This is a genomic window from Burkholderia sp. SR8 (assembly GCF_052851275.1).
The window spans coordinates 400,235-425,517 of record NZ_JAULUC010000001.1 but is presented as its reverse complement, the minus strand read 5'-3'; the positions used below and the strand labels follow the sequence as shown (position 1 = coordinate 425,517).

Sequence of the window (25,283 nt, the reverse complement as noted above, 5' to 3'; positions counted from 1 at the left end):
TGCAGCGACACCCGATACCGACATTATTGGGGCGCATCGCGCGCTTTCCAATCGTTAGTTTCTAACGACGCGATTGGACGGTGCGACGCGGGGGTCGAATGCGCGCGGAATGCAGCGTAGCCGGGCGGCGATGCGGCAGGGGGACGGAATTGCGGCGCGGCCGCGATGACGGCCGGTGGGACGCCGGCGCACGAATGCGCGCCGGCTGGACGGGGCTGGGCGATCGCGTGCCGCTCAGGCGGCCGCGGCGGCGCGCTCGGCCGATTCGATCGTGTTGATCAGCAGCATCGTGATGGTCATCGGGCCGACGCCGCCCGGCACCGGCGTGATGTGGCCGGCCACTTCCTTCACGCCCGCGAAGTCGACGTCGCCGCACAGCTTGCCCGCGTCGTCGCGGTTCATGCCGACGTCGATCACCGTCGCGCCGGGCTTGACCATGTCGGCCGTCAGGATGTTGCGCTTGCCGACCGCAGCGACGACGATGTCGGCCTGGCGCGTGTGCGCGGCGAGGTCGCGCGTCTTGCTGTGGCAGATCGTCACGGTCGCGCCGGCTTCGAGCAGCAGCATCGCCATCGGTTTGCCGACGATGTTCGAGCGGCCGATCACGACCGCGTTCGCGCCCTGCAGCGGGATGTCGTGCGCTTCGAACATCTTCATCACGCCGTACGGCGTGCACGGGCGGAACAGCGGCTTGCCCGTCATCAGCGCGCCCGCGTTCGCGACGTGGAAGCCGTCGACGTCCTTCTCGGGCGCGATCGCCTCGATCACCTTGTGGCTGTCGATGTGCGCGGGCAGCGGCAGCTGCACGAGGATGCCGTGGATCTTCGGGTCGCGGTTCAGTTCGTCGATGCGCGCGAGCAGGTCGGCTTCCGACAGCGTGTCCGGGTACGCGTCCTTCTGCGAGAAGAAACCGTTGTCCTCGCACGCCTTGATCTTGTTGCGCACGTAGACTTCGCTCGCCGGGTTCGCGCCGACGAGGATCACCGCGAGACCGGGCTGGTGGCCGCGTGCGGTCAGGGCGGCGGCACGTTCGGCGGCCTGCGCGCGCAAGGTCTTCGAGAGGGCGTTGCCGTCGATGAGGAGGGCTGTCATGGTGGTGGTCCTGCCGGGAAGTTGGAATGCGGGCGTGCGGCGCACGAAACGCCGCAGCAAAGCACGCAATTATACCGGTCGCCTGCCGTCGTCCGACAGCGAATACAAGGAAAGCGTCATCGCGGCAGTGCCGGCGCCCCGGGAGGAAGCGCCGGGCCGCGCCGCGCGAGTGGGCCGCATCGCGCGGCGCGGCAGTACGGTCACGCGGCCGGCCGGGACAGAGTGCCCCGCGGCCGCGGGCAACGTTCAGGCCTGCTTCTTCGACAGCGCGAGGCGCAGCAGATCGGCAACCGTGTTGACGTTGAGCTTTTCCATGATGTTCGCGCGGTGCGCTTCGACCGTCTTGATGCTGATCCCGAGATCGTCGGCGATCTGCTTGTTCAGGCGGCCGGCGATGATGCGCTCGAGCACCTGCTGCTCGCGCGCGGTCAGCTTCGACAGCCGTTCGCTCGCGGCGCGCTGTTCCTGGACGCTCTTGCTCTCGCTTCGGGCCTTGTCGAGCATCCGCTCGACGAGCTTGCGCAGCTCGGCCTCGTCGAACGGTTTCTCGATAAAGTCCATCGCACCCTTTTTCATCGTCGACACGGCCATCGGCACGTCGCCGTGGCCGGTGACGAAGATGATCGGCAGCGCGGCGTTGTCGGCGATCAGGCGTTCCTGCAGTTCGAGGCCGCTCATGCCCGACATCCGCACGTCGAGGATCAGGCACGCGATCTGGCCGGCCTGCTGCGCCGGCTGATACGCATCGAGGAACTGCTCGGCGCTCGAGAAGCATTGCACGCGATAGCCGTTCGCCTCCAGCAGCCAGCGCAGCGAGTCCCGTACGGCCTCGTCGTCGTCGACGACGAAGACAGTTTCCTGAGTGGTGGTGACAGGGCTATTCATAGTTCTCCCGTAACGGTATGTGATGCCGATGCCTCGCGCCCCCCTTGGCCGAGATCAGCGGGTTCCCCAATGGGCAGGCTGCAGTGGAATGTCGCGCCGGAAATGCGGCCGTCCGGTTCGACATTGTTCACCACCCACAGACGCCCCCGATGCGATTCGATGATCGAACGGCAGATGTTCAGCCCCATGCCCATGCCGTCGGACTTGGTGCTGTAAAACGGTTCGAACAGGCGTTCGGCGGTCGCTTCGTCGACGCCCGGACCCTGGTCGATCACGCGGATGTCGACGAAACCCGCATCGATGTCGGCGACGACGCGGATCACGCCGTCCGCCGACGCCGGCTTCACGTCGGCCATCGCCTCGGCCGCGTTCTTCATCAGGTTCACGAGCACCTGCTCGATGAGCACGGGGTCGACATAAATAATAGGCATTCTTGCGAGGATTTCCGTGACGATCCGGATCCTGCGCTTCCTGGCCTCGATTTCGGCGAGCCCGACCGCATCCGCGACGATGTCCGCGACCCGCGCCGGCTGGCGCTTCGGCTCGCTGCGCTTCACGAATTCGCGGATTCGCTTGACGATCATCCCCGCGCGCAGCGCCTGCTGCGCGGTCTTCTCGAGCGCGGGCTGCAGCGTCTCGGGCGTGCCGCGGCCGCTCTTCACGAGCGCAAGCGTGCCCGAACAGTAGTTGTTGATCGCGGCGAGCGGCTGATTCAATTCGTGAGCAATCGACGACGCCATTTCACCCATCGTCATCAATCGGCTCGTGAACTGCAGCTTCTCTTCCTGCTGGTGCGCGAGTTCCTGCGCCTTCTTGCGGGTCGTGATGTCGGTCGCGATCTGCATCTGCGCGAGGTGGCCGTCCACCCACTGGATGTACTGGCGGCGCACCTCGAACCACTTCTGGATGCTTTCGACGTACACCTCCTGCGCGTCGGCCGTGCTGCTCGTCAGCGCAGCGGCCGGCAGGCCCGCGAACGCATCGACCATGTCGATCGAGTCGGACGACGCCTGCGCGCGGTCGAAGCCGCCGCCCGACAGCTCGAGATGGCCGTCCGGGCGGATCCCGAACAGGTGGCGGTAGTAGCGGTTCGCGAACAGCAGCTCGGCCTCGTCGGCGGCCAGCACCGACACCGCGGCGTCGAGGCTTTCGAGCACCGTCGTGAAGCGTTCGTGCGCGGCCGCGAGCTCCTCGCGCGCGCGCTTCGGCTCGGTGATGTCGGTCATCGACGACATCCAGCCAGTCTGCCGCCCGGAGCTGTCGATCAGCGGCGACACGTAGAGGCGCGCATGGAACAGCGTGCCGTTCTTGCGCCGCACGCGCAGCTCGAAGCCCGAGCTCGGCGCCTTGCCGCGCAGCGTCATGTCGAGCTGGCGCTGCATTTCCGGGTACGAGTCGCGCGGCCAGTACGGGAACGGTGCGACCTTGCCGACGAGGTCGGTCTCGTCCCAGCCGGTCATCCGGCAGAACGCCGGGTTCACGTGCGTGATGCGGCCGTGCATGTCGAGCACGCGCATGCCGATCAGCACCGAGTTCTCCATCGCGCGCCGGAAGAACGCTTCCGCGTACAGCGCCTGCTGCGCCTCGAAACGCTGGCGCGTGTGCTTCCACAGGCTCCAGAGGCTCCACAGCACGAAGCACGACAGGCCGGCGACCAGCCACACGAGCGTGTTGTTCGTCAGGTTCGTGAGCTGCGGGAATGCGTACACGCGCACGGTCAGCCCCTGGCCGGGCGGGTCGAGCGGCAGGTCGTAGTGGGAGTCGCGCGGCAGGCGCGGGCGCGTCGACGTCGACGACAGCTCGCGGTTGTTCGAGTCGGTGATCGAGATCTTGTACTTCGACGATAGCTCCTGCGGGATGTCGTGCTTCAGAATCCCCTCGACCGAGAACACCGCGGCGATCGAGCCGAGATATTCGCGGTCGCCGCGCATCACGGGCGTCTGCAGCGTGATGAAGCCGTTGCCGAAGTCGTCGTAGATCAGCGGCGAATACGCCTGGCGGCGCGTGCTGCGCGCTTCGTCGTACGCGCCGCGCACCGCGTCCTGCATCTGCGCGTCGCCCGGCTTCGCGAGCCGCTGGCCGAGCAGCGGCGGATGCACGGTCGGCCAGCGCTGCACGCCGGGCGCCGTGTACCAGTTCAGATAGAGGATTTCCGGATGCGTCTGCATCACGTCCGCGACGGCCATCTGGAACGCGTTCTGGTCGAGGCGGCCGGACGCGAGGTCGCGCGACAGCGCCTGCAGCTGTTCCTGCGCGCCCGTCATCGACAGGCGGATCTGCTGCTGCGCCCACGCGACGTTACGGAACAGCGTGTCTTCCTGCTGCTGCTGTTCGCGGCGATTGAGGCTCCATAGAATCAGGCTCATCACCACGAGGAACACGAGGATCGACAGCAGCGGCGTCAGCAAATAGGAATTGGACCACCACGGTCCGTGGTGCCAGCGGGACGGCTGCGACTCCGCCGGCGGGCCCGACGGTCGCGCCGAGCGTGCGAAAAGCCGATCGGTCAACATGGCAGGATTGTAGCGCAGCGCAATACATGGAAAACCTATACCGGATATGTTGAACGGAAACGGATTTGTGCTCGCGGCGCGGGCCGCAGAGGCCCGCCGCGTGGGTGCAGCGCAGCAATATTTCGCATTGCGAGAAAAGATCTCATAATTCGAAAATTTTGTTGCGCGCGGCCGGGCACGCTCATTACAATCCGTCGGAGCTTGCCCGCAGCCGGTCGCGTCGCGTCGTCTGCACGAGAGCGATCCTCACATTCCAGGACCCAGGAGACGAGAATGTCCGCTGTACCGAACGAAGTGATGAAATATGTCGCCGCCGAACGTGACGACGACCCGCAAGAAACCGTCGAATGGCTCGAGTCGCTCGACGGCGTGATCTCCTCCGTGGGCACCGGCCGCGCGCACTACCTGATCGAAAAGCAGATCGAGTTCGCCCGCATGCACGGCGAACACCTGCCGTTCTCCGCCAACACCCCGTACATCAACACGATCCCCGTGGCCGCCCAGGCGAAGATTCCGGGCGACCAGGACATCGAGCACCGCATCCGTTCGTACACGCGCTGGAACGCGCTCGCGATGGTGCTGCGCGCAGGCAAGGACACGAACGTCGGCGGCCACATCGCGTCGTTCGCATCGGCCGCGACGCTCTACGACGTCGGCTACAACCATTTCTGGCACGCAGCGTCCGACCAGCACGGCGGCGATCTCGTGTTCGTGCAGGGCCACTCGTCGCCGGGCGTGTACTCGCGCGCGTTCCTGCTCGGCCGCCTGTCGGAAGAGCAGCTCGACAACTTCCGCCAGGAAGTCGACGGCAAGGGCATCTCGTCGTACCCGCACCCGTGGCTGATGCCGGACTTCTGGCAGTTCCCGACCGTGTCGATGGGCCTCGGCCCGATCATGGCGATCTACCAGGCCCGCTTCATGAAGTACCTGGAGTCGCGCGGCATTGCGAAGACGGAAGGCCGCAAGGTCTGGGCGTTCCTCGGCGACGGCGAGACCGACGAGCCGGAATCGCTCGGCGCGATCGGCATGGCGAGCCGCGAGAAGCTCGACAACCTCGTGTTCGTGATCAACTGCAACCTGCAGCGTCTCGACGGCCCGGTGCGCGGCAACGGCAAGATCATCCAGGAACTGGAATCGGAATTCCGCGGCGCCGGCTGGAACGTGATCAAGGTCATCTGGGGCAGCCGCTGGGATGCGCTGTTCGCACGCGACAAGTCGGGCGCGCTGATGCGCCGGATGATGGAGTGCGTCGACGGCGAATACCAGACGTACAAGTCGGAGTCGGGCGCGTTCGTTCGCGAACACTTCTTCAACACGCCTGAACTGAAGGCGCTCGTCGCCGACTGGTCGGACGACGACATCTGGGCGCTGAACCGCGGCGGTCACGATCCGCACAAGATCTACGCGGCGTTCCACGAAGCGACCAACACGAAGGGCGCGCCGACCGTCATCCTCGCGAAGACCATCAAGGGCTACGGGATGGGCGAGTCGGGCCAGGCGATGAACATCACGCACCAGCAGAAGAAGCTGCCGGTCGAGCAACTGAAGAAATTCCGTGACCAGTTCCGCCTGCCGATCACCGACGAGCAGATCGCCGACGTGCCGTACCTGAAGTTCGAGGAAGGCTCGAAGGAGCTCGAATACATGCGCCAGAAGCGCATGGACCTCGGCGGCTACCTGCCGCATCGCCGCGAGAAGGCGACGTCGCTGCCGGTGCCGGCGCTCGACGCGTTCGAGCCGCTCCTGAAGGGCACGGGCGAAGGCCGCGAGATCTCGACGACGATGGCGTTCGTGCGGATCCTGAACATCCTGCTGAAGGACAAGGCGCTCGGCAAGCGCGTCGTGCCGATCGTCCCGGACGAATCGCGTACGTTCGGCATGGAAGGCCTGTTCCGCCAGATCGGCATCTGGAACCAGGAAGGCCAGAAGTACGTGCCGGAAGATTCCGACCAGCTGATGTTCTACAAGGAATCGCAGACCGGCCAGATCCTGCAGGAAGGCATCAACGAAGCGGGCGGCATGTGCGACTGGATCGCGGCGGCGACGTCGTATTCGACGCACGGCGAGATCATGGTGCCGTTCTACATCTTCTACTCGATGTTCGGCTTCCAGCGGATCGGCGACCTCGCATGGGCGGCGGGCGACATGCGCTCGCGCGGCTTCCTGCTCGGCGGCACCGCGGGCCGCACGACGCTGAACGGCGAAGGTCTGCAGCACGAAGACGGCCACTCGTTGCTGTGGGCCGCATCGGTGCCGAACTGCGTGAGCTACGACCCGACGTTCGGCTACGAACTCGCGGTGATCATCCAGGACGGCCTGCGCCGCATGGTGCAGGACCAGGAAGACGTGTACTACTACATCACGGTGATGAACGAGAACTACGAGCACCCGGCGATTCCGCAGGGCGAGCACGTGGCGGCCGACATCATCAAGGGCATGTACGCGTTCAGGAAGGCCGACGCCGACAAGAAGGCGCCGCGCGTGCAGCTGCTCGGCGCTGGCACGATCTTCAACGAAGTGATCGCTGCGGCCGACCTGCTGAAGAACGACTGGGGCGTCGCCGCCGACCTGTGGAGCGTGCCGAGCTTCACCGAGCTCGCGCGCGAAGGCCACGACGTCGAGCGCTGGAACCTGCTCCATCCGACCGAGGAGCGTCGCCTGTCGCACGTGCAGAAGTGCCTGAAGGACACGCAGGGTCCGGTCATCGCGTCGACCGACTACGTGCGTGCGCTGGTCGACCAGATCCGCGGCCAGATCGATCGCCGCTTCGTCGTGCTGGGCACCGACGGCTTCGGTCGTTCGGACACCCGCGAAAAGCTGCGTCACTTCTTCGAAGTCGACCGTCACTGGGTGACCGTCGCCGCGCTGAACGCGCTGGCCGACGAAGGCACGATCGAGCGCAAGGTGGTCGCGGACGCGATCGCCAAGTACAACCTCGATCCGTCGAAGCCCAACCCGATGACCGTTTAACGCACACGCCCGTGTGATGCCGCGCGCCGCTTCCGGGAGGGGCGCGCGCGGCCATGGAGACACAAAAAGATGAGTCAAGCGATCGAAGTGAAGGTGCCGGATATCGGCGATTACAAGGACGTGCCCGTCATCGAGGTGCTCGTGAAGGCTGGCGACACGGTCGAGCCCGAGCAGTCGCTCGTCACGCTCGAGTCGGACAAGGCGACGATGGACGTCCCGAGCCCGGCCGGCGGCACGGTCAAGGAAGTGAAGGTCAAGGTCGGCGATTCCGTGTCGGAAGGCTCGCTGATCATCCTGCTCGACGGCGCCGCCGCGGCAGTCAACGGCGCGGCCGCGCCTGCAGCAGCGCCGACGCCGGCTCCGGCCGCAGCGGCACCGGCCGCCGCGCCCGCAGCGTCGGGCGGCACGCTCGAGGTCAAGGTGCCCGACATCGGCGACTACAAGGATGTTCCGGTGATCGAGATCGGCGTGAAGGTCGGCGACACGGTCGAGAAGGAGCAGTCGCTCGTCACGCTCGAGTCCGACAAGGCGACGATGGACGTGCCGAGCCCGGCCGCCGGCGTCGTGAAGGAAATCAAGGTCAAGGTGGGCGATTCGGTGTCGGAAGGCACGCTGATCGTGCTGCTCGACGCAGCCGGCGCACCGGCTGCCGCCGCGCCGCAGGCAAGCGCACCGGCGCCGGCCGCGGCCGCTGCGGCGCCCGCCGCCGCACCGGCACCCGCGCAGGCCGCACCGGCGCCGGCTGCCGCCGCGCCGGCCGCTGCGCCGTCGGGCGAATACCGCGCGAGCCACGCGTCGCCGTCCGTGCGCAAGTTCGCGCGCGAACTCGGCGTCGAAGTCGCACGCGTGCAGGGTAGCGGTCCGAAGGGCCGCATCACGAAGGAAGACGTCACGGGCTTCGTGAAGGGCGTGATGACCGGCCAGCGCGCAGCCCCGGCTGCGGCCGCCGCGCCGGCTGGCGGCGGCGAGCTGAACCTGCTGCCGTGGCCGAAGGTCGACTTCTCGAAGTTCGGCCCGTTCGAAGCGAAGCCGCTGTCGCGCATCAAGAAGATCTCGGGCGCGAACCTGCATCGCAACTGGGTGATGATCCCGCACGTCACGAACAACGACGAAGCGGACATCACCGAGCTCGAAGCGCTGCGCGTGCAGCTGAACAAGGAGCACGAAAAGGCGGGCGTGAAGTTCACGATGCTCGCGTTCGTGATCAAGGCGGTCGTTGCCGCGCTGAAGAAGTTCCCGACCTTCAACGCGAGCCTCGACGGCGACAACCTGGTGTTCAAGCAGTACTACCACATCGGGTTCGCGGCCGATACGCCGAACGGTCTCGTCGTGCCGGTGATCCGCGACGCGGACAAGAAGGGCCTCGTCGACATCGCGAAGGAAATGGCGGAGCTGTCGAAGGCCGCACGCGACGGCAAGCTGAAGCCGGACCAGATGCAGGGCGGCTGCTTCTCGATCTCGTCGCTCGGCGGGATCGGCGGCACGAACTTCACGCCGATCATCAACGCGCCGGAAGTCGCGATTCTCGGTCTGTCGCGCGGTCAGATGAAGCCGGTGTGGGACGGCAAGCAGTTCGTGCCGCGACTCACGCTGCCGCTGTCGCTGTCGTATGACCATCGCGTGATCGATGGCGCCGAAGCCGCGCGGTTCAATGCGTATCTTGGCGCGTTGCTCGCGGATTTCCGTCGCATCATTCTTTGATGAGCGGGGAGATGCTCGCGGGGGCGTGGGTTTGTGTCGGTTCTCCACGCCCTTGTCGTTGAACCTGTTTGCGTTAACGGTCTATTAGCGTCGCCCCTGCGCGGGGCGGCGGTCACTTTTCTTTGTCTTCCAAAGAAAAGTAACCAAAAGAAAGGCGCGTCCTTGGGCGGACAGCAAAGGTGGTTCTGCCCGGATTCTCGTTCTTTTGTCAGGCCGTGATCGCCAGGTCAATCGAGCAACCCTCCCCCTCTGTCTGCAGCTAATCAAGAAGGGGACAGTCATGAGTCTCATCGAAGTCAAGGTTCCGGATATCGGCGATTTCAGCGGCGTCGATGTCATCGAAGTCAACGTCAAGCCGGGCGACGTGATCGAAAAAGAGCAAACGCTCATCACGCTCGAATCCGATAAAGCATCCATGGAAGTGCCCAGCGACGTCGCCGGCACCGTCAAGGAAGTCAAGGTCAAAGCCGGCGAGAAAGTCTCGCAAGGCACGATCATCGCCATCGTCGAAGCATCGGCAGGCGCCGCCGCACCCGCGAAAGCACCCGAGCCGGCCAAGCCCGCAGCAGCCGCACCGGCTCCCGCCGCGGCTGCTCCGGCGCCCGCGCCGCAAGCCGGCAGCTACAGCGGCGCCGCCGACATCGAGTGCGACATGCTCGTGCTCGGCGCCGGCCCCGGCGGCTACTCGGCCGCGTTCCGCGCCGCCGACCTCGGCATGAAGACGGTACTGGTCGAACGCTATTCGACGCTCGGCGGCGTGTGTCTGAACGTCGGCTGCATTCCGTCGAAAGCACTGCTGCATACGTCGCTCGTCGTCGAGGAAGCCACGGCGCTCGCATCGCACGGCATCACGTTCGGCAAGCCGCAAGTCGACCTCGACAAGCTGCGCGACTTCAAGGGCGGCGTCGTCAAGAAACTGACGACGGGCCTCGCCGGCATGGCGAAGGCACGCAAGGTCGAAGTGGTCACCGGCGTCGGCGCATTCGTCGATCCGTTCCACATGGAAGTGCAGGGCGAAAACGGCAAGAAGGTCGTCAAGTTCAAGCAGGCGATCATCGCCGCCGGCTCGCAAGCGGTGAAGCTGCCGTTCATGCCGGAAGACCCGCGCGTCGTCGATTCGACCGGCGCGCTCGAACTGCGCCAGCTGCCCAAGCGCATGCTCGTGATCGGCGGCGGCATCATCGGCCTCGAAATGGCAACGGTCTACTCGACGCTCGGCGCCGAGATTGACGTCGTCGAAATGATGGACGGCCTGATGATGGGCGCGGACCGCGATCTCGTGAAGGTCTGGGAAAAGTACAACGCGAAGCGCTTCGGCAACGTGATGCTGAAGACCAAGACGGTCGGCGCGGAAGCGAAGGAAGACGGCATCTACGTGAAGTTCGAGGGCGAAAAGGCGCCGGCGGAAGCGCAGCGCTACGACCTCGTGCTCGTCGCGGTGGGCCGCAGCCCGAATGGCAAGAAGATCGGTGCCGACAAGGCCGGCGTCGCGGTCACCGACCGCGGCTTCATCGAAGTCGACAAGCAGATGCGCACGAACGTCCCGCACATCTTCGCGATCGGCGACGTCGTCGGCCAGCCGATGCTCGCGCACAAGGCCGTCCATGAAGGCCACGTCGCAGCGGAAGCCGCTCACGGCGAGAAGGCATACTTCGACGCGCTGCAGATCCCGTCGGTCGCATACACCGATCCGGAAGTGGCGTGGGCCGGCAAGACGGAAGACCAGTGCAAGGCCGAAGGCATCAAGTACGGCAAGGCAGTGTTCCCGTGGGCCGCATCGGGCCGCGCGATCGCGAACGGCCGCGACGAAGGCTTCACGAAGCTGATCTTCGACGAGGAAACCCATCGCGTGATCGGCGGCGGCATCGTCGGCCTGAACGCGGGCGACCTGATCAGCGAAGTGTGCCTCGCCGTCGAGATGGGCGCGGACGCGGAAGACATCGGCAAGACGATCCACCCGCACCCGACGCTCGGCGAATCGGTCGGCATGGCCGCCGAGCTGTACGAAGGCGTCTGTACCGACCTGCCGCCGCAACGCAAGAAGTAACGCAATCGGCCCGGCCGGCCACGTGCCGGCCGCGAAAAAACGCCGCCGCCCGGAGATGCCGGACGGCGGCGTTTTCTTTTGCACGCGGCCGACGCCAGCCTCGCCAGCTGACCGATGGCGCGCGATGTGCGGGGTTCGGGCGCCGGAAACGAAAAAGCCGCGCAGAGCGCGGCTTCTTCAGGAGCAGCGGACGCTTACGCGGCCGGCTTGCTCGCACGGCGCGATGCAGCAGCCGTGGCAGCCTTCGTCGCGACAGCGGCAGCCGCGTTGAAGTTCGTTTCGGCGATCTCGACGGCTTGCTTCGCAGCCTTCTGGACCGTTTCGTACGTGGTGTTCGCAGCGTTCAGTGCCGACTTCAGCGCGGCGACAGCCGTTTCCGAACCGGCCGGCGCGTTCTTCGCGACGTTGTCGACGAGCGCCTGGACCTTCTTGTTCTGCTCTTCGAATTGCGCTTCGGCAACCTTCGCGAACTCGGCTTGCGTCGACGACGCGATTTCGTACAGGTGACGGCTGTACGACAGCACCTTTTCCGCGACCGGCTGCGACAGGCTCGCCTGCAGCGCGATCAGTTCCTGCGCATCCTTCACCGACAGCAGACGCTGGGCGTTTTCCTGGCTTTCCGTCAGCGTCGACTTCACGACCTGCAGATTCAGTTCGATCAGCTTTTCGACGCCTTCGAACGCCTTGGTCGTCAGACCGAACAGGCTTTCGAGGTTGGCTTTCTGTGCGGCGGCGATTTGCTCGGGGGTCAGCAAGGACATGTCAAGCTCCTGAAAAGCGATCGCGTCGATCGCAGGGGATAAAGGGCACTACGACGGGGAACTCCGGTGCGCGTGCTTTGTGCAACGCAGCAATGAGTCGTATTTTAGGGCAGAGAAAACCGTTGTCAAGCATTTTTTGTGCGTTGCACAATCATGACAAATTATCGATAAAACAACGAGTTATCGTGGTCGTCCGGAATCGGTTTCACGCGCGGTCCCAGATGGTGCGCACCCGGCCGGGGCAGGCGCGCCGCACCATGATCAAGCCCAGGTAAACCTGACAGGCACATGGAACGTTATGCTTCTGTTCCTGTCGAAAAACGCGCCGTTTCGATGCGCGTGCCGTGGCGACGTGCCGCCGCCATGGCCGAGACCGGTGCCGCAGGCACCCCGAGCGCCGGATACGTACTTTCCCGCTTTACGTACTTTCCCCGCTTTAATTTGTCGCCGAAGTGACGTTATCTCAATTAACCGCGTGGTAATCGGGAGACGGGTACTGTCGGGCCGCGCTTGCCATCGATTTTTTCGATGGGAGCGGGAGGGTCGATCGATGGAAGGTCGGGCGACGCTTACATTCCGGTTTAAAGACGATCGGTAAGTGCCTAATATTGCTCTTTTTTTCAGCTTTAACTACACTTGCGGAAACCTCCCGCCCGCTTTGTCCAGACCCCAATGAAAGCCGAATCGTTTTCACCGCGCAGATTGTTGCAGAGCATGACGCTCGGCACGGCTGTGTCGGTCGCCGTCGCGTTGCTGGCGACCGCTGCGTCCGTCACGCCCGCTGACGCCTTTGCCGCCACTGCGAAGACTCACCACGCCGTCAAGAAAGCCGCTTCCGCGTCGTCCGCGAAGAAGTCGGTGAAGGCCGCGTCCGCCAAATCCGCCGACGTCGCAGCGGCCGACGCGCCGCGCGCGAAGGGCTCGCGCAAGCGCGCGACGCTCGCCGCGAACGTGCACGGCCATCGCGGCGCGGTGCGCAAGGTCGCGTTCCAGCCGCGCCGCCCGACGGTCGGCCAGGCGTTCGGCCTGCACGACACGCCGGACGCGCTCGCGCTGCGCTCGAGCGTCGCGTACGTCGTCGACCAGAACACCGGCGAGCCGCTGTTCGACAAGAATTCGCACGCCGTCGTGCCGATCGCGTCGATTTCGAAGCTGATGACCGCGATGGTCGTGCTCGACTCGAAGGCGCCGATGACCGACCAGCTCGAAGTCACCGACGAGGATCGCGACTACGAGAAGGGCACGGGCTCGCGCCTGTCGGTCGGCTCGGTCCTGTCGCGCGAGGACATGCTGCACATCGCGCTGATGGCATCGGAAAACCGCGCGGCGGCCGCGCTGTCGCGTTACTACCCGGGCGGCCGGCCGGCGTTCATCGCCGCGATGAACGCGAAGGCGAAGGCGCTCGGCATGAACGACACGCACTTCGAGAACTCGACCGGCCTGTCGAGCTCGAACGTGTCGAGCGCGCGCGACCTCGTGAAGATGGTCAATGCGGCGTACCAGTACCCGATGATCCGCCAGTTCTCGACGGATCGGACTTACGACGTCTATACCGGCAAGCGCAACCTCGTGTACAACAGCACGAACGCGCTGATTCGCGGCAACGGCTCGTGGGACATCGGTCTGCAGAAAACGGGCTTCATCAACGAGGCCGGCGAATGCCTGGTGATGCAGGCGACGATCCACGGCCGGCCGATGGTGATGGTGCTGCTCGATTCGTTCGGCAAGTACTCGCGCTTCGCCGACGCGGCACGCCTGCGCAACTGGCTCGACGCCGGCGGCGGCGAGCGCCTGACGGCGGCCAACACGGCAAACGGCGGCACCTGATCGAGCCGCGGCGGCGCGCCGCCGCGTACCGGTCTCCGCAACGCAAAAGCCCCGCAGTCGCGGGGCTTTTTCATTCGGTGAACGCGCGTTGGGCAGTGCGGCTCACGCCTGCCGCTGCAGCCCTTCCGTGTCCTTCGCGGGCGCAGGGCGGTAACCGAGCGATTCCGAGATGGTCAGCGCGGTGCGGCTCAGCTGGCCGAGCCACGCGTCCTGCAGACGGTCGGCCGGCGCCGACAGCGACAGGCCCGCGACGAGCTTGCCCGAGTCGTCGTAGATGCCGGCCGCGATGCAGCGCACGCCGAGCTCCAGCTCCTCGTTGTCGCGCGCGCACGATTGCTGGCGCACGATCGTCAGCTCGCGCTCGAGCTTCGCGATATCGGTGATGCTGTTCTGCGTGTGACCGGACAGCCCGGTGCGCGTCGCATACGCACGCACGCGCGCCGTTTCGTCGGCCGCGAGAAACAGCTTGCCGACCGACGTCAGGTGCAGCGGCGCACGGCCGCCGATCGCGCGGACGACCTGCATCCCCGAGCGTTCGGAATACGCGCGTTCGATATAGACGATCTCGTCGCCCTGGCGCACCGACAGGTTCACGGTCTGGCCGGTGAGGCGGTGCAGTTCGCGCATCGGCATCAGCGCCGCGTCGCGCACCGACAGGCGTGCCTTCACGAGGTTGCCGAGCTCGAGCAGCCGCATGCCGAGCCGGTACGTGCCGGGATCGGAGCGGTCGACGAGGCGGCAGGTCACCATGTCGTTGAGGATGCGGTGCGCGGTCGACGGATGGAGATCCGTGCGCTGCGCTAGCTCCTTCAGGCTGACGGGGTCGCTGTGCGCGGCGAGCGCGTCCAGCAGCCGCATCATGCGTTCGATCACCTGGATCGACGTTTTGGAATCCGGGGTGGGTTGGCTCATGTCGGGGGAGAATCAGTTGACGCGTCAAGCGGTGTTGCAACGATTGTATCTCGTATTGTGAAAAAAGCGAACGCCGTTCGAGGAAGTCCTCGCTTCCGGCGGCCGGCGCTTGCGCATGCGCCGGCGTTGGTCTTGCCGGCCAAACGGCGGATAATGAGAGCCGTTTTCTCGAAGGAGCGCATATGCGAGTCGGTTTGTTCGTGACCTGCCTGGTCGACCTGATGCGTCCGGAAATCGGTTTTTCGGCGCTGAAACTGATTCGCGATGCCGGCTACGAGGTGTTCGTGCCGCCCGCGCAAACCTGCTGCGGGCAGCCGGCCTACAACTCGGGCGAGCGCGCGCTCGCGCGCGACCTCGCGGAAAAGACGCTGCGCGAGTTCGAGCAGTTCGACTACGTCGTCGCGCCGTCGGGCTCGTGCGGCGGCATGATCCGCGCGCACTACGGCGACCTGTTCCGCGACGATCCCGAGCTGATGGGGCGGTATGCGCGGTTCCAGCAGAAAGTCTACGAACTGACCGATTTCCTCGCGAACGTCGCGAAGGTCACGCTCGCGCCGGGCGAATTCGCCGGCCCCGTCACGTACCACGACTCATGCTCGGGGCTGCGCGAGCTCGGCGTGAAGGCGCAGCCGCGCGCGCTGCTCGCGCAGCGCGGCGTGGCCGTCACCGAGATGAAGGACTGCGAGCACTGCTGCGGCTTCGGCGGCACGTTCGCGGTCAAGTACGGCGACATTTCGGCAGCGATCGCCGACGAAAAATGCGCGAACGTGCGCGCGTCCGGCGCGGGTGCGGTCGTGCTCGGCGACCTCGGCTGCATGCTGAACATCGAAGGGCGGTTGCGCCGCACCGGCGACCGCGACACGCGCGTGCTGCACGTCGCGCAGGTGCTGGCGGGCGACGTCTGACGCCCGGTTCCGCTCACATTTCTCCCGATACCGCGATGCAAGTCCAATCGATGCATTTCAAGGCGCGTGCCGGCCAGAAGCTCGCCGACCAGCGCCTGCAGCAGAACCTGAAGAAGCTGTCGACGAAGTTCGTGTCCGCGCGTGCCGACGCGATGACGGCGATCGACTTCCCGGCGACGCGCGCCGCGCTGAAGGCGCGCCGCAACCGCGCGCTGGAGAATCTCGACGTGTGGCTCGACGCGTTCGAGCGCGAGGCGACGCGGCGCGGCACGACCGTGCTGTACGCGGAAACGACCGCGGATGCCGCGCGGCTCGTCGCGGACATCGCGCGGCGCCACGACGTGAAGAAGGTGATCAAGACGAAGTCGATGGTGTCCGAGGAAATGCGCCTGAACGCAGTGCTCGCCGAGATGGGCGTGCAGTCGATCGAGACGGACCTCGGCGAATACATCCTGCAGATCAACGACAACGAGCCGCCGAGCCACATCATTGCGCCGGTCGTCCACAAGGACAAGGACGAGATCGCCGACCTGTTCGCGCGCACGCACCAGCGCGAGAGGCTGACCGAGATTCCCGACATGACGCGCGAGGCGCGCGAGATGCTGCGCCCGCATTTCCTGTCGGCCGACATGGGCGTGACGGGCGGCAACTTCGTGATCGCCGAGACGGGCTCGGTCGCGATCGTCACCAACGAAGGCAACGAAGGGATGTGCACGGTGATGCCGCGCGTGCACGTCGCGGTGACGGGCATCGAGAAGGTGCTGCCGACGCTCGAGGATCTCGCGACCGCGATGCGCCTGCTGCCGCGCTCCGCGACCGGCCAGAAGACGTCGAACTACTTTTCGCTGTTGACCGGGCCGCGCGGCCCGGACGACGAGGACGGCCCCGAGCACAACTACGTGGTGCTCGTCGACGGCGGCCGCACCGGCCTGATCGGCGGCGAGTTCCAGGAGATGCTGCGCTGCATCCGCTGCGGCGCGTGCATGAACCATTGCCCGGTGTACCAGAAGGTCGGCGGCCACGCGTACGGGTGGGTCTATCCGGGCCCGATGGGGTCGGTGCTGACGCCGAGCTACGTCGGCGTCGATCGCGCGCTCGACCTGCCGCAGGCCGCGACGCTGTGCGGCGAATGCGACAGCGTGTGCCCGGCCGGGATCCCGCTGTCGCACCTGCTGCGCACGCTGCGCGAGAAGCAGGTCGAGCGGCACCTGCGGCCGTGGCGCGAGCGGGCGGCGCTCGCGGCGTGGGGCTTTTTCGCGCGCCGGCCGATGCTGTACGCGCTGACGACGAAGCTCGCGGTGCGGATCCTGGAGCGGCTGGGCGGCAACGGCGGCACGTTGCGGCGCCTGCCGATGATGGGCGGCTGGATGGATACGCGCGACATGCCGACGCCCACCGGCCGAACGTTCCGCGAACTGTACGCCGCATCGCAAAGCCACCTCGGCTGACGACTGTTCATCGGGCAGCAACAGTGCATTCACTATTTACGTATTTATCCCGATAGGTGCGGTCTATAGAATCTTGCCTGTAGTCCCCGAAAGTGGATTCGGGGAATGAGGTCAAGGAGCTGCATCATGAGAAAGACAATATCGATGTACTGGCCGCTGGCAATCGTCGTCCCGCTCGCCGCGGTCGCTTATCTGCATGCGATGGCCGATGCGCCGTCGCGTGGCCCGATCGCCGTCCATCAGGCATCGGCCGAACTGGCGCGCGCGGTATCGTTCGGGCTCGTCGGCGACGCGGCCACGCCGTTGCCGGCCGCTTCCGGCGACGTGGTGCTCGCCGCACCGAAGGCGCTGTAAGGCACGCCGCCGTCGCTTTGCGCGGCGGCGCGATTTCCGACGCGTTTGTATAATGGCGCGTTGTTCTCCCTCGCGGTTCGCCGCGGCTTTCCGATAGTGCGATGACCCGCGTTGCGATCTGTTTCGTCTGTCTCGGCAACATCTGCCGTTCGCCCACCGCAGAAGGCGTGATGCGCCACCAGGTCGACGCGGCCGGGCTGGCCGACCGGATCGCGATCGATTCGGCGGGCACCGGCGACTGGCACGTCGGCGAGTCGCCCGACACGCGCGCGCAGGCGGCGGCCCGCACGCGCGGCTACGACCTGTCGGCGCTGCGGGCGCGGCAGGTGAGCGCGGCGGACTTCGAACGGTTCGACCTGCTGCTGGCGATGGACGAAGCGAACCTCGCCGAACTGCGCCGGCGCTGCCCGGCCGAGCACCGCGACAAGGTGCGCCTGCTGATGGAATTCGCACCGGGCGCGGCCGAGACCGAAGTGGCCGATCCTTATTTCGGCGGCGCGCAGGGCTTCGAACAGGTGCTCGATCAGGTCGAGCGCGCGTGCGCAGGCCTGCTGGACGCGCTGCGCAGCCGCACCGCGCGCTGATCGCGGCACGGTATTCAGCGTGTTGCGAATACCCTGCCGCAGACATGGATACTTGACTAAAAACGTCAAATATTTATACTTGACCAAAATCGTCAAGATTGCAGTCCCCTAGACACCATGAGACTCACCACCAAAGGCCGTTTCGCCGTCACGGCGATGATTGACTTGGCACTGCGCCAGGAGCAGGGCCCGGTGACGCTTGCAGGCATCAGCCAGCGCCAGCGGATTTCGCTCTCGTATCTCGAACAGCTGTTCGGCAAGCTGCGCAGGCATGAAATCGTCGAATCCGTGCGCGGCCCGGGCGGCGGCTACAACCTCGCGCGCCGCGCGCAGGACGTCACCGTTGCCGACATCATCATCGCGGTCGATGAACCGCTCGACGCCACGCAGTGCGGCGGCAAAGGCACGTGCGACGGCTCGAAGCAGCCCGACGGCCATTGCATGACGCACGAGCTGTGGTCGACCCTGAACCAGAAGATGGTCGAATACCTCGATTCGGTGTCGCTGCAGGATCTCGTCGATCAGCAGCGCGCACGCGAGGGCGCACCCGCGGTGCTGCGCGACCGGCGCACGCCGGAGCCCGTCGCGGCGCCGGCCGAACCGGTGCGCACGATGCCGCTCGGTCCCAATTCGGTGTTCAACATCGCGAGTTCGTGAACGCGAACCCGCCGCACACCCCATAACGCACATAGTCCCTGCACAGAATTCCCGGAGCGACAGATGACCCAAGAGACTCTCCACCTGCCCATCTACATGGATTACAGCGCGACGACGCCGGTCGACCCGCGCGTGGTCGACAAGATGGTGCCGTACCTGCGCGAGCAGTTCGGCAACCCGGCATCGCGCAGCCACGCGTACGGCTGGGATGCGGAACGCGCGGTCGAGGAAGCGCGCGAACAGGTGGCCGCGCTCGTGAACGCGGATCCGCGCGAGATCATCTGGACGTCCGGCGCAACGGAATCGGACAACCTCGCGATCAAGGGCGCCGCGAACTTCTACAAGGGCAAGGGCAAGCACATCGTGACGGTGAAGACCGAGCACAAGGCCGTGCTCGACACCTGCCGCGAGCTCGAGCGCGACGGCTTCGAAGTCACCTATCTCGACGTGAAGGAAGACGGCCTGATCGACCTCGACGTGTTCAAGGCCGCGCTGCGCCCGGACACGATCCTCGTGTCGGTGATGCACGTGAACAACGAGATCGGCGTGATCCAGGACATCGAAACGATCGGCGAGATCTGCCGCGAAAAGGGCATTGTGTTCCATGTCGACGCCGCGCAATCGACCGGCAAGGTCGAGATCGATCTCGCGAAGCTGAAGGTCGACCTGATGTCGTTCTCCGCGCACAAGACGTACGGCCCGAAGGGCATCGGCGCGCTGTACGTGCGCCGCAAGCCGCGCGTGCGCATCGAAGCGCAGATGCACGGCGGCGGTCACGAGCGCGGGATGCGGTCGGGCACGCTGCCGACGCACCAGATCGTCGGCATGGGCGAAGCGTTCCGCATCGCGCGCGAGGAAATGGCGACCGAGAACGAGCGTATCCGCATGCTGCGCGACAAGCTGCTGCGCGGCCTGTCGCAGATCGAGGAAACGTACGTGAACGGCGACATGGAGCACCGTGTCCCGCACAACCTGAACATCAGCTTCAACTTCGTCGAAGGCGAGTCGCTGATCATGGCGATCAAGGACGTCGCGGTGTCGTCGGGCTCCGCGTGCACGTCGGCGTCGCTCGAGCCGTCGTACGTGCTGCGCGCGCTCGGCCGCAACGACGAACTCGCGCACAGCTCGATCCGCTTCACGGTCGGCCGCTTCACGACCGAGCAGGACGTCGACTTCGTGATCGACCTGCTGAACAGCAAGATCGCGAAGCTGCGCGAACTGTCGCCGCTCTGGGAAATGCACCAGGAAGGCATCGATCTGTCGACGATCGAATGGGCCGCACACTGAATACCGCATTGAACACATTCGCGGGCGGATTTGCGCACGCAGACGTAACGAGTCAAGGAGTCTGAGTCATGTCATACAGCAACAAGGTTCTGGATCACTACGAAAACCCGCGTAACGTCGGTTCGTTCGCGAAAGACGACGACGCGGTCGGCACGGGCATGGTCGGCGCGCCGGCCTGCGGCGACGTGATGAAGCTGCAGATCCGCGTCGGCGCGGACGGCGTGATCGAAGACGCGAAGTTCAAGACGTACGGCTGCGGTTCGGCCATCGCGTCGAGCTCGCTCGTGACCGAATGGGTGAAGGGCAAGACGCTCGACGAGGCGCTGTCGATCAAGAACACGCAGATCGCCGAAGAACTGGCCCTGCCGCCGGTGAAGATTCACTGCTCGATTCTCGCGGAAGACGCGATCAAGGCAGCCGTGGCCGACTACAAGAAGCGCCACGACACCAAGGAAGGCGATCAGGCAGCTGCCTGACGCATCGAGCGGCTTCTCGATAAAACGCCGGGCCGCCCCAAGTTTGATTGACCCCCCTTGGGGGCCTGGCGCGAAGCGACAGGTTTTGGGGGCGCTTGGAAGGGAACGCGGCGCGCCCCTGCGGCACGCCGCGGCAAGGACATCATGGCAATTACACTGACCGAAAAAGCAGCACAGCACGTGCAGAAATACCTCGTCCGTCGCGGCAAGGGTATGGGCCTGCGGCTTGGCGTTCGCACGACCGGGTGCTCGGGACTCGCGTACAAGCTCGAGTATGTCGACGAGCTGGCGCCCGAGGATCAGGTGTTCGAGAGCCATGGCGTGAAGGTCATCGTCGACCCGAAAAGCCTTGCGTACATCGACGGCACCGAGCTCGACTTCGCCCGCGAAGGCCTGAACGAAGGGTTCAAGTTCAACAACCCGAACGTGAAGGACGAGTGCGGCTGCGGCGAATCGTTCCGCGTGTGACGCGGGCTTCCGCGCGATGCGGACAAGAGGCGGCACGGGCCGCCTTTTTAATGTGCGGCGTTTGCCGCGCGACGAACCGGAATTGAACGCGACGATGGTTTCGCTGAAAGACAGCCACTTCGATCTGTTTCACCTGCCGGCGCAATTCGCGCTCGACGAGGCGGCGCTCGACAGCGCGTATCGCACGGTGCAGACGCAGGTGCACCCTGACCGCTTCGCGGCGGCCGGCGACGCGCAAAAGCGCATCGCGATGCAATGGGCGACGCGCGCGAACGAGGCGTACCGCACGCTGCGCGATCCGCTGAAGCGCGCGACCTACCTGCTGTCGCTGCGCGGCGTCGACATCGGCGCGGAAAACAACACCGCGATGGAGCCGGCGTTCCTGATGCAGCAGATGGAGTGGCGCGAAGGCATCGAGGATGCCGCGGCCGCCCGCAACGTCGATGCGCTCGATGCGCTGCTCGCCGAACTGCGCGACGAGAAGCGCGTGCGGCTCGCGCGCCTCGGCACGCTGCTCGACAGCGGGGCGGACCAGGCCGCCGCCGAGGCCGTGCGCCAGCTGATGTTCATCGAACGGGTCGCGTCGGAAGTGGGCGCGCAGATCGAGCGTCTCGAAACTTAACCGCGTGCCTCGCGGCACGCGCAGCAAACGGGCCGAGCGCCCGAACGAACCAAGATGGCTTTACTGCAAATTTCCGAACCGGGCATGGCGCCGGCGCCGCACCAGCGGCGACTCGCTGTCGGGATCGATCTCGGCACGACGAACTCGCTCGTCGCGGCCGTGCGCAACAGCGTGCCCGAAGTGCTGCCGGACGAAGCGGGCCGCGTGCTGCTGCCGTCGGTGGTCCGTTATCTGGAGAAGGGCGGCCGCCGCATCGGCCACGACGCGAAGGAGCAGGCCGCGACCGATCCGCGCAACACGATCGTGTCGGTCAAGCGCTTCATGGGCCGCGGCAAGGCCGAGGTCGAGGGCGCGGCGAACGCGCCGTACGAATTCGTCGATGCGCCGGGCATGGTGCAGATCCGCACGATCGACGGCGTGAAGAGCCCCGTTGAAGTGTCGGCCGAGATTCTCGCGACGCTGCGCTACCGCGCGGAAGACACGCTTGGCGACGAGCTGGTCGGCGCGGTGATCACGGTGCCCGCGTATTTCGACGATGCGCAGCGTCAGGCGACGAAGGACGCCGCGCGTCTCGCGGGCCTGAACGTGCTGCGCCTGCTGAACGAACCGACCGCGGCCGCGATCGCGTACGGTCTCGACAACGCGGCCGAAGGCCTGTATGCGGTGTACGACCTCGGCGGCGGCACGTTCGACCTGTCGATCCTGAAACTGACGAAGGGCGTGTTCGAAGTGCTGGCCGCGGGCGGCGATTCCGCGCTCGGCGGCGACGATTTCGACCACGCGTTGTTCGATCACGTGCTCGCGCAGGCCGGCATCGACGCGAAGACGCTCGCGCCCGAGGACGTGCGCCTGCTGCTCGATCGCGTGCGCGTGCTTAAGGAAGCGCTGTCGTCGGCGCCCGACGCGTCGCTCGACGTGACGCTGTCGAGCGGTGCGCACCTCGTCCAGACGATTTCGCACGACACGTTCGCGTCGCTCGTCGAGCCGCTCGTGCAGCGCACGCTGACGCCGACCCGCAAGGCACTGCGCGATGCGCAGGTCACTCCGGCCGACATCAAGGGTGTCGTGCTCGTCGGCGGCGCGACGCGCATGCCGGTGATCCGCGACGCGGTCGCGAAATATTTCGGCCAGCCGCCGCTCGTCAATCTCGATCCCGACCAGGTCGTCGCGCTCGGCGCGGCGATCCAGGCCGACCTGCTGGCCGGCAATCGCGGCAGCGGCGACGACTGGCTGCTGCTCGACGTGATTCCGCTGTCGCTCGGTGTCGAGACGATGGGCGGACTCGTCGAGAAGATCATTCCGCGCAATTCGACGATTCCGATCGCGCGTGCGCAGGAATTCACGACCTTCAAGGACGGCCAGACCGCGATGGCGATCCACGTCGTGCAGGGCGAGCGGGAGCTCGTCGCCGACTGCCGGTCGCTCGCCCGTTTCGAGCTGCGCGGCATCCCGCCGATGACGGCCGGCGCGGCGCGCATTCGCGTGACCTACCAGGTCGACGCGGACGGGCTGCTGTCGGTGTTCGCGCGCGAGCAGCATTCGGGCGTCGAAGCGTCGGTCGTCGTGAAGCCGTCGTACGGCCTTGCGGATGACGACATCGCGAAGATGCTCGAGGACAGCTTCAAGACGGCCGAGATCGACATGCGCGCGCGGGCGCTGCGCGAAGCGCAGGTCGAGGCCGAGCGGATGATCGAGGCGACGCAGGCGGCGCTGGCCGCTGACGGCGAGTTGCTCGACGACGCGGAGCGCACGCGGATCGACGCGCTCGTCGCGGCGCTGCGCACGGTCGCGCAGGGCGACGACGCGGACGCGATCGAAGCGGCGACGAAGACGCTCGCCGACGGCACCGACGAATTCGCCGCGCGCCGGATGGACAAGAGCATCAAGCGCGCGCTGTCGGGCCGACGCCTCGACGAGATCTGAACCAACGACGTGCACGCGGGCCGGCGACGGCCCGCGCGATATTGAACCGTGCGGCGCCCGCCGCCGCACCCTGACTGACGGAACGGACATGCCTCAACTGGTGGTGCTGCCTCACGTCGAACTGTGCCCGGACGGCGCAGTGATCGACGCGACGCCCGGCAAGAGTATTTGCGACAACCTGCTCGACAACGGGATCGAGATCGAACATGCATGCGAGAAATCGTGCGCGTGCACGACGTGCCACGTGGTGATCCGCGAGGGCTTCAACGATCTCGAGCCGTCCGAAGAGGACGAGGACGACCTGCTCGACAAGGCGTGGGGCCTCGAGCCGACGTCGCGCCTGTCGTGCCAGGCGATCGTGCAGGAAGATTCGGACCTGGTGGTCGAGATTCCGAAGTACTCGATCAATCACGCGAAGGAAAATCACTGACGCACAGGCGGGGCGGACTCGCCGCGTACACGGGAGAGCAGGCCATGAAATGGACCGATTCGCGCGAAATCGCCATCGCGCTGGCAGACAAGCATCCGGACGTCGATCCGCAGCGGATCAATTTCGTCGACCTGCGCCAATGGGTGATCGAACTCGACGGCTTCAGCGACGACCCGGCTCACTCGGGCGAGAAGATCCTCGAAGCGATCCAGGCTCACTGGATCGACGAATCGGACTTCGACGACGAAGACTGAGCGTCGCGCCGGCACGCCGCCGCCGACAAGACTCGACGGCTGACGCCAAAGGAAAAGGCTCGTGATGCGATGCATCGCGAGCCTTTTTCGTTTCCGGCGCGGTGCACGCGCACCGCCCGGCATGGCGTCATCCGTTACGCGCCGACCAGCGTGCCGTTTTCGATCCGCACGCGCTGGCCCTGACCGAACGGCGGCGGGTTGTGGTACGTGAACGTGCGCGTCGCGCCGCTTTCCATCTGTACTTCCACCTGGTAGTCGGTTTCCGCCCGCACCTGCTTCTCGACCTGGTTGCCGGCGAGACCGCCGCCGAGCGCGCCGATGATCGTCATCGCGGTGCGGCCGTTGCCGTGGCCGAACTGGTTGCCGAGCAGGCCGCCGGCGGCCGCGCCGCCGACCGCGCCGATCCCCGAGCTCTGGCCCGGCGTGCGCGTTTGCGTGATCGCGACGATCGTGCCGCAGCTCTGGCAATAGGCAGGCTGCGCGGGCGCGGACGGCTGCTGCGCGTATTGCGGCGGTTGCGGTGCCGGCGTGTGGCGATGGTGCGTGGCGGCCGGACGCGGCGCGGGTTTCGGCTCCGCCTGCGCGATGGCCTTTTGCTGCGCGGCCCGTTCGGCCGCCTCCTGCTGTGCCTGCGCGGCGCGCGCGGCGCTGGCGGCTGCGGCCGTATCGACGGCCGGCTGCGACGCGATCAGCGCGGCCTGGGTCTGGCCGTTCTGCGCGTTGTTGCTGCTGGCCTTCGGGAAGATGCCCGTGATCGCCGCGGTGGCGGCGAGGCTGGCGACGATGACGGCGCCTGCCGCGGTCGCGATCAGCGGGTGGAGGCGTTGCTTTTGCGGCGTGGTCTGATTCTGGTTGTCCATTTTGTTCTCCGGTGTCGATCCGGCCGGGCACGCTGGCGCAGGCCGGATCCCACGCTCGGGAGCGATCAGACTCGGCGTTCCGGCGCCTCGTTCTGGTCCCGTGATCATGCGTGGTGACGCAACAGGAGTGTCGTCCAGAGGCGAGGGCCGCACCGTATCAAGGTGTAACGAATTGCAGCGGGGGATTCGCAACCGATACCGGGAAAACCCGCGCCGGGGCGTCGCGGCAAGGAAATCAAACAGGGAGGGATCGTGCGCCGGCGGACGCCGGCAGGCGGGATTTACGCGCGGTTACAAAGCCGCGTGT

General features: G+C 66.1%; 23 protein-coding genes. 17 read left to right on the top strand and 6 right to left on the bottom strand.

Features of this window, described 5'->3' with window-relative positions:
• Positions 1–234 precede the first annotated feature (234 nt).
• From folD to fixL, 3 genes are all read right to left on the bottom strand, one after another.
• A complete protein-coding gene (gene folD, locus Q3A80_RS02055) occupies positions 235–1,092 on the bottom strand; it encodes a bifunctional methylenetetrahydrofolate dehydrogenase/methenyltetrahydrofolate cyclohydrolase FolD (protein ID WP_446327428.1) in 858 nt (285 codons plus the stop codon).
• Between the two features lie 246 nt (positions 1,093–1,338).
• Positions 1,339–1,977 carry an oxygen response regulator transcription factor FixJ gene (gene fixJ, locus Q3A80_RS02050; RefSeq protein WP_006493245.1) on the bottom strand — a complete coding sequence of 213 codons (639 nt, stop codon included), beginning with the start codon at positions 1,975–1,977 and terminating at the stop codon, positions 1,339–1,341.
• The gene (gene fixL / locus Q3A80_RS02045; protein WP_322024907.1) at positions 1,974–4,490 is read right to left on the bottom strand and encodes an oxygen sensor histidine kinase FixL; all 2,517 of its coding nucleotides are present in this window, start codon (positions 4,488–4,490) and stop codon (positions 1,974–1,976) included. Before fixL ends, fixJ begins: the two co-directional genes overlap by 4 nt.
• Positions 4,491–4,763: 273 nt before the next feature.
• On the opposite strand from fixL, the gene aceE reads away from it, so the two are divergent.
• The 3 genes from aceE to lpdA all read left to right on the top strand — a co-directional run bounded on the left by aceE (position 4,764) and on the right by lpdA (position 11,208).
• On the top strand, positions 4,764–7,460 hold the full coding sequence (gene aceE, locus Q3A80_RS02040; RefSeq protein WP_446327427.1) for a pyruvate dehydrogenase (acetyl-transferring), homodimeric type: 2,697 nt from the start codon (positions 4,764–4,766) through the stop codon (positions 7,458–7,460).
• Positions 7,461–7,529: 69 nt separating this feature from the next.
• On the top strand, positions 7,530–9,161 hold the full coding sequence (aceF, locus tag Q3A80_RS02035; protein WP_446327426.1) for a dihydrolipoyllysine-residue acetyltransferase: 1,632 nt from the start codon (positions 7,530–7,532) through the stop codon (positions 9,159–9,161).
• A 280-nt stretch (positions 9,162–9,441) separates the two neighbouring features.
• Positions 9,442–11,208 (top strand): dihydrolipoyl dehydrogenase, encoded by a 1,767-nt coding sequence (gene lpdA, locus Q3A80_RS02030; RefSeq protein ID WP_446327425.1) that lies wholly within the window; start codon positions 9,442–9,444, stop codon positions 11,206–11,208.
• A gap of 194 nt (positions 11,209–11,402) precedes the next feature.
• Here the strand turns inward: lpdA and Q3A80_RS02025 are convergent, their stop codons facing one another.
• A complete protein-coding gene (locus Q3A80_RS02025; RefSeq protein WP_151067434.1) occupies positions 11,403–11,969 on the bottom strand; it encodes a phasin family protein in 567 nt (188 codons plus the stop codon).
• Positions 11,970–12,257: 288 nt separating this feature from the next.
• Here Q3A80_RS02025 and Q3A80_RS02020 point away from each other — a divergent pair, with 288 nt between their 5' ends.
• A complete protein-coding gene (locus Q3A80_RS02020; protein WP_446327424.1) occupies positions 12,258–12,425 on the top strand; it encodes a hypothetical protein in 168 nt (55 codons plus the stop codon).
• Positions 12,426–12,641: 216 nt separating this feature from the next.
• A complete protein-coding gene (gene pbpG, locus Q3A80_RS02015; protein WP_446327423.1) occupies positions 12,642–13,796 on the top strand; it encodes a D-alanyl-D-alanine endopeptidase in 1,155 nt (384 codons plus the stop codon).
• A gap of 102 nt (positions 13,797–13,898) precedes the next feature.
• Here pbpG and Q3A80_RS02010 read toward each other — a convergent pair whose 3' ends face one another.
• On the bottom strand, positions 13,899–14,708 hold the full coding sequence (locus Q3A80_RS02010) for an IclR family transcriptional regulator (RefSeq protein WP_446327422.1): 810 nt from the start codon (positions 14,706–14,708) through the stop codon (positions 13,899–13,901).
• A gap of 182 nt (positions 14,709–14,890) precedes the next feature.
• Here Q3A80_RS02010 and Q3A80_RS02005 point away from each other — a divergent pair, with 182 nt between their 5' ends.
• The 12 genes from Q3A80_RS02005 (at position 14,891) to iscX (ending at position 24,116) form a co-directional block, all read left to right on the top strand.
• Positions 14,891–15,613 (top strand): (Fe-S)-binding protein, encoded by a 723-nt coding sequence (locus Q3A80_RS02005; protein WP_228904844.1) that lies wholly within the window; start codon positions 14,891–14,893, stop codon positions 15,611–15,613.
• A gap of 35 nt (positions 15,614–15,648) precedes the next feature.
• Positions 15,649–17,061 carry a lactate utilization protein B gene (locus Q3A80_RS02000; protein WP_446327421.1) on the top strand — a complete coding sequence of 471 codons (1,413 nt, stop codon included), beginning with the start codon at positions 15,649–15,651 and terminating at the stop codon, positions 17,059–17,061.
• 126 nt (positions 17,062–17,187) lie between these two features.
• Positions 17,188–17,415, top strand: a complete 228-nt coding sequence (locus tag Q3A80_RS01995) for a hypothetical protein (RefSeq protein ID WP_151067425.1) — start codon at positions 17,188–17,190, stop codon at positions 17,413–17,415.
• Positions 17,416–17,516: 101 nt separating this feature from the next.
• Positions 17,517–17,999, top strand: a complete 483-nt coding sequence (locus Q3A80_RS01990) for a low molecular weight protein-tyrosine-phosphatase (RefSeq protein ID WP_446327420.1) — start codon at positions 17,517–17,519, stop codon at positions 17,997–17,999.
• A gap of 117 nt (positions 18,000–18,116) precedes the next feature.
• Complete coding sequence (iscR, locus tag Q3A80_RS01985) at positions 18,117–18,656, top strand: Fe-S cluster assembly transcriptional regulator IscR (RefSeq protein ID WP_009691731.1); 540 nt, start codon at positions 18,117–18,119, stop codon at positions 18,654–18,656.
• Between the two features lie 63 nt (positions 18,657–18,719).
• The gene (locus Q3A80_RS01980; protein ID WP_446327419.1) at positions 18,720–19,943 is read left to right on the top strand and encodes an IscS subfamily cysteine desulfurase; all 1,224 of its coding nucleotides are present in this window, start codon (positions 18,720–18,722) and stop codon (positions 19,941–19,943) included.
• Positions 19,944–20,011: 68 nt separating this feature from the next.
• A complete protein-coding gene (gene iscU, locus Q3A80_RS01975) occupies positions 20,012–20,419 on the top strand; it encodes a Fe-S cluster assembly scaffold IscU (RefSeq protein ID WP_009691729.1) in 408 nt (135 codons plus the stop codon).
• A 144-nt stretch (positions 20,420–20,563) separates the two neighbouring features.
• A complete protein-coding gene (iscA, locus tag Q3A80_RS01970; protein WP_012492710.1) occupies positions 20,564–20,887 on the top strand; it encodes an iron-sulfur cluster assembly protein IscA in 324 nt (107 codons plus the stop codon).
• 94 nt (positions 20,888–20,981) lie between these two features.
• Entirely contained in the window at positions 20,982–21,509 is a 528-nt protein-coding gene (gene hscB, locus Q3A80_RS01965) for a Fe-S protein assembly co-chaperone HscB (RefSeq protein ID WP_446327418.1), read from the top strand.
• 54 nt (positions 21,510–21,563) lie between these two features.
• The gene (gene hscA, locus Q3A80_RS01960; protein ID WP_446327417.1) at positions 21,564–23,432 is read left to right on the top strand and encodes a Fe-S protein assembly chaperone HscA; all 1,869 of its coding nucleotides are present in this window, start codon (positions 21,564–21,566) and stop codon (positions 23,430–23,432) included.
• A gap of 88 nt (positions 23,433–23,520) precedes the next feature.
• On the top strand, positions 23,521–23,862 hold the full coding sequence (gene fdx / locus Q3A80_RS01955; RefSeq protein WP_006754135.1) for an ISC system 2Fe-2S type ferredoxin: 342 nt from the start codon (positions 23,521–23,523) through the stop codon (positions 23,860–23,862).
• A gap of 44 nt (positions 23,863–23,906) precedes the next feature.
• Entirely contained in the window at positions 23,907–24,116 is a 210-nt protein-coding gene (gene iscX, locus Q3A80_RS01950; RefSeq protein WP_446327416.1) for a Fe-S cluster assembly protein IscX, read from the top strand.
• A 134-nt stretch (positions 24,117–24,250) separates the two neighbouring features.
• Here the strand turns inward: iscX and Q3A80_RS01945 are convergent, their stop codons facing one another.
• The gene (locus Q3A80_RS01945) at positions 24,251–24,976 is read right to left on the bottom strand and encodes a glycine zipper 2TM domain-containing protein (RefSeq protein WP_446327415.1); all 726 of its coding nucleotides are present in this window, start codon (positions 24,974–24,976) and stop codon (positions 24,251–24,253) included.
• Between the last annotated feature and the right edge of the window lie 307 nt (positions 24,977–25,283).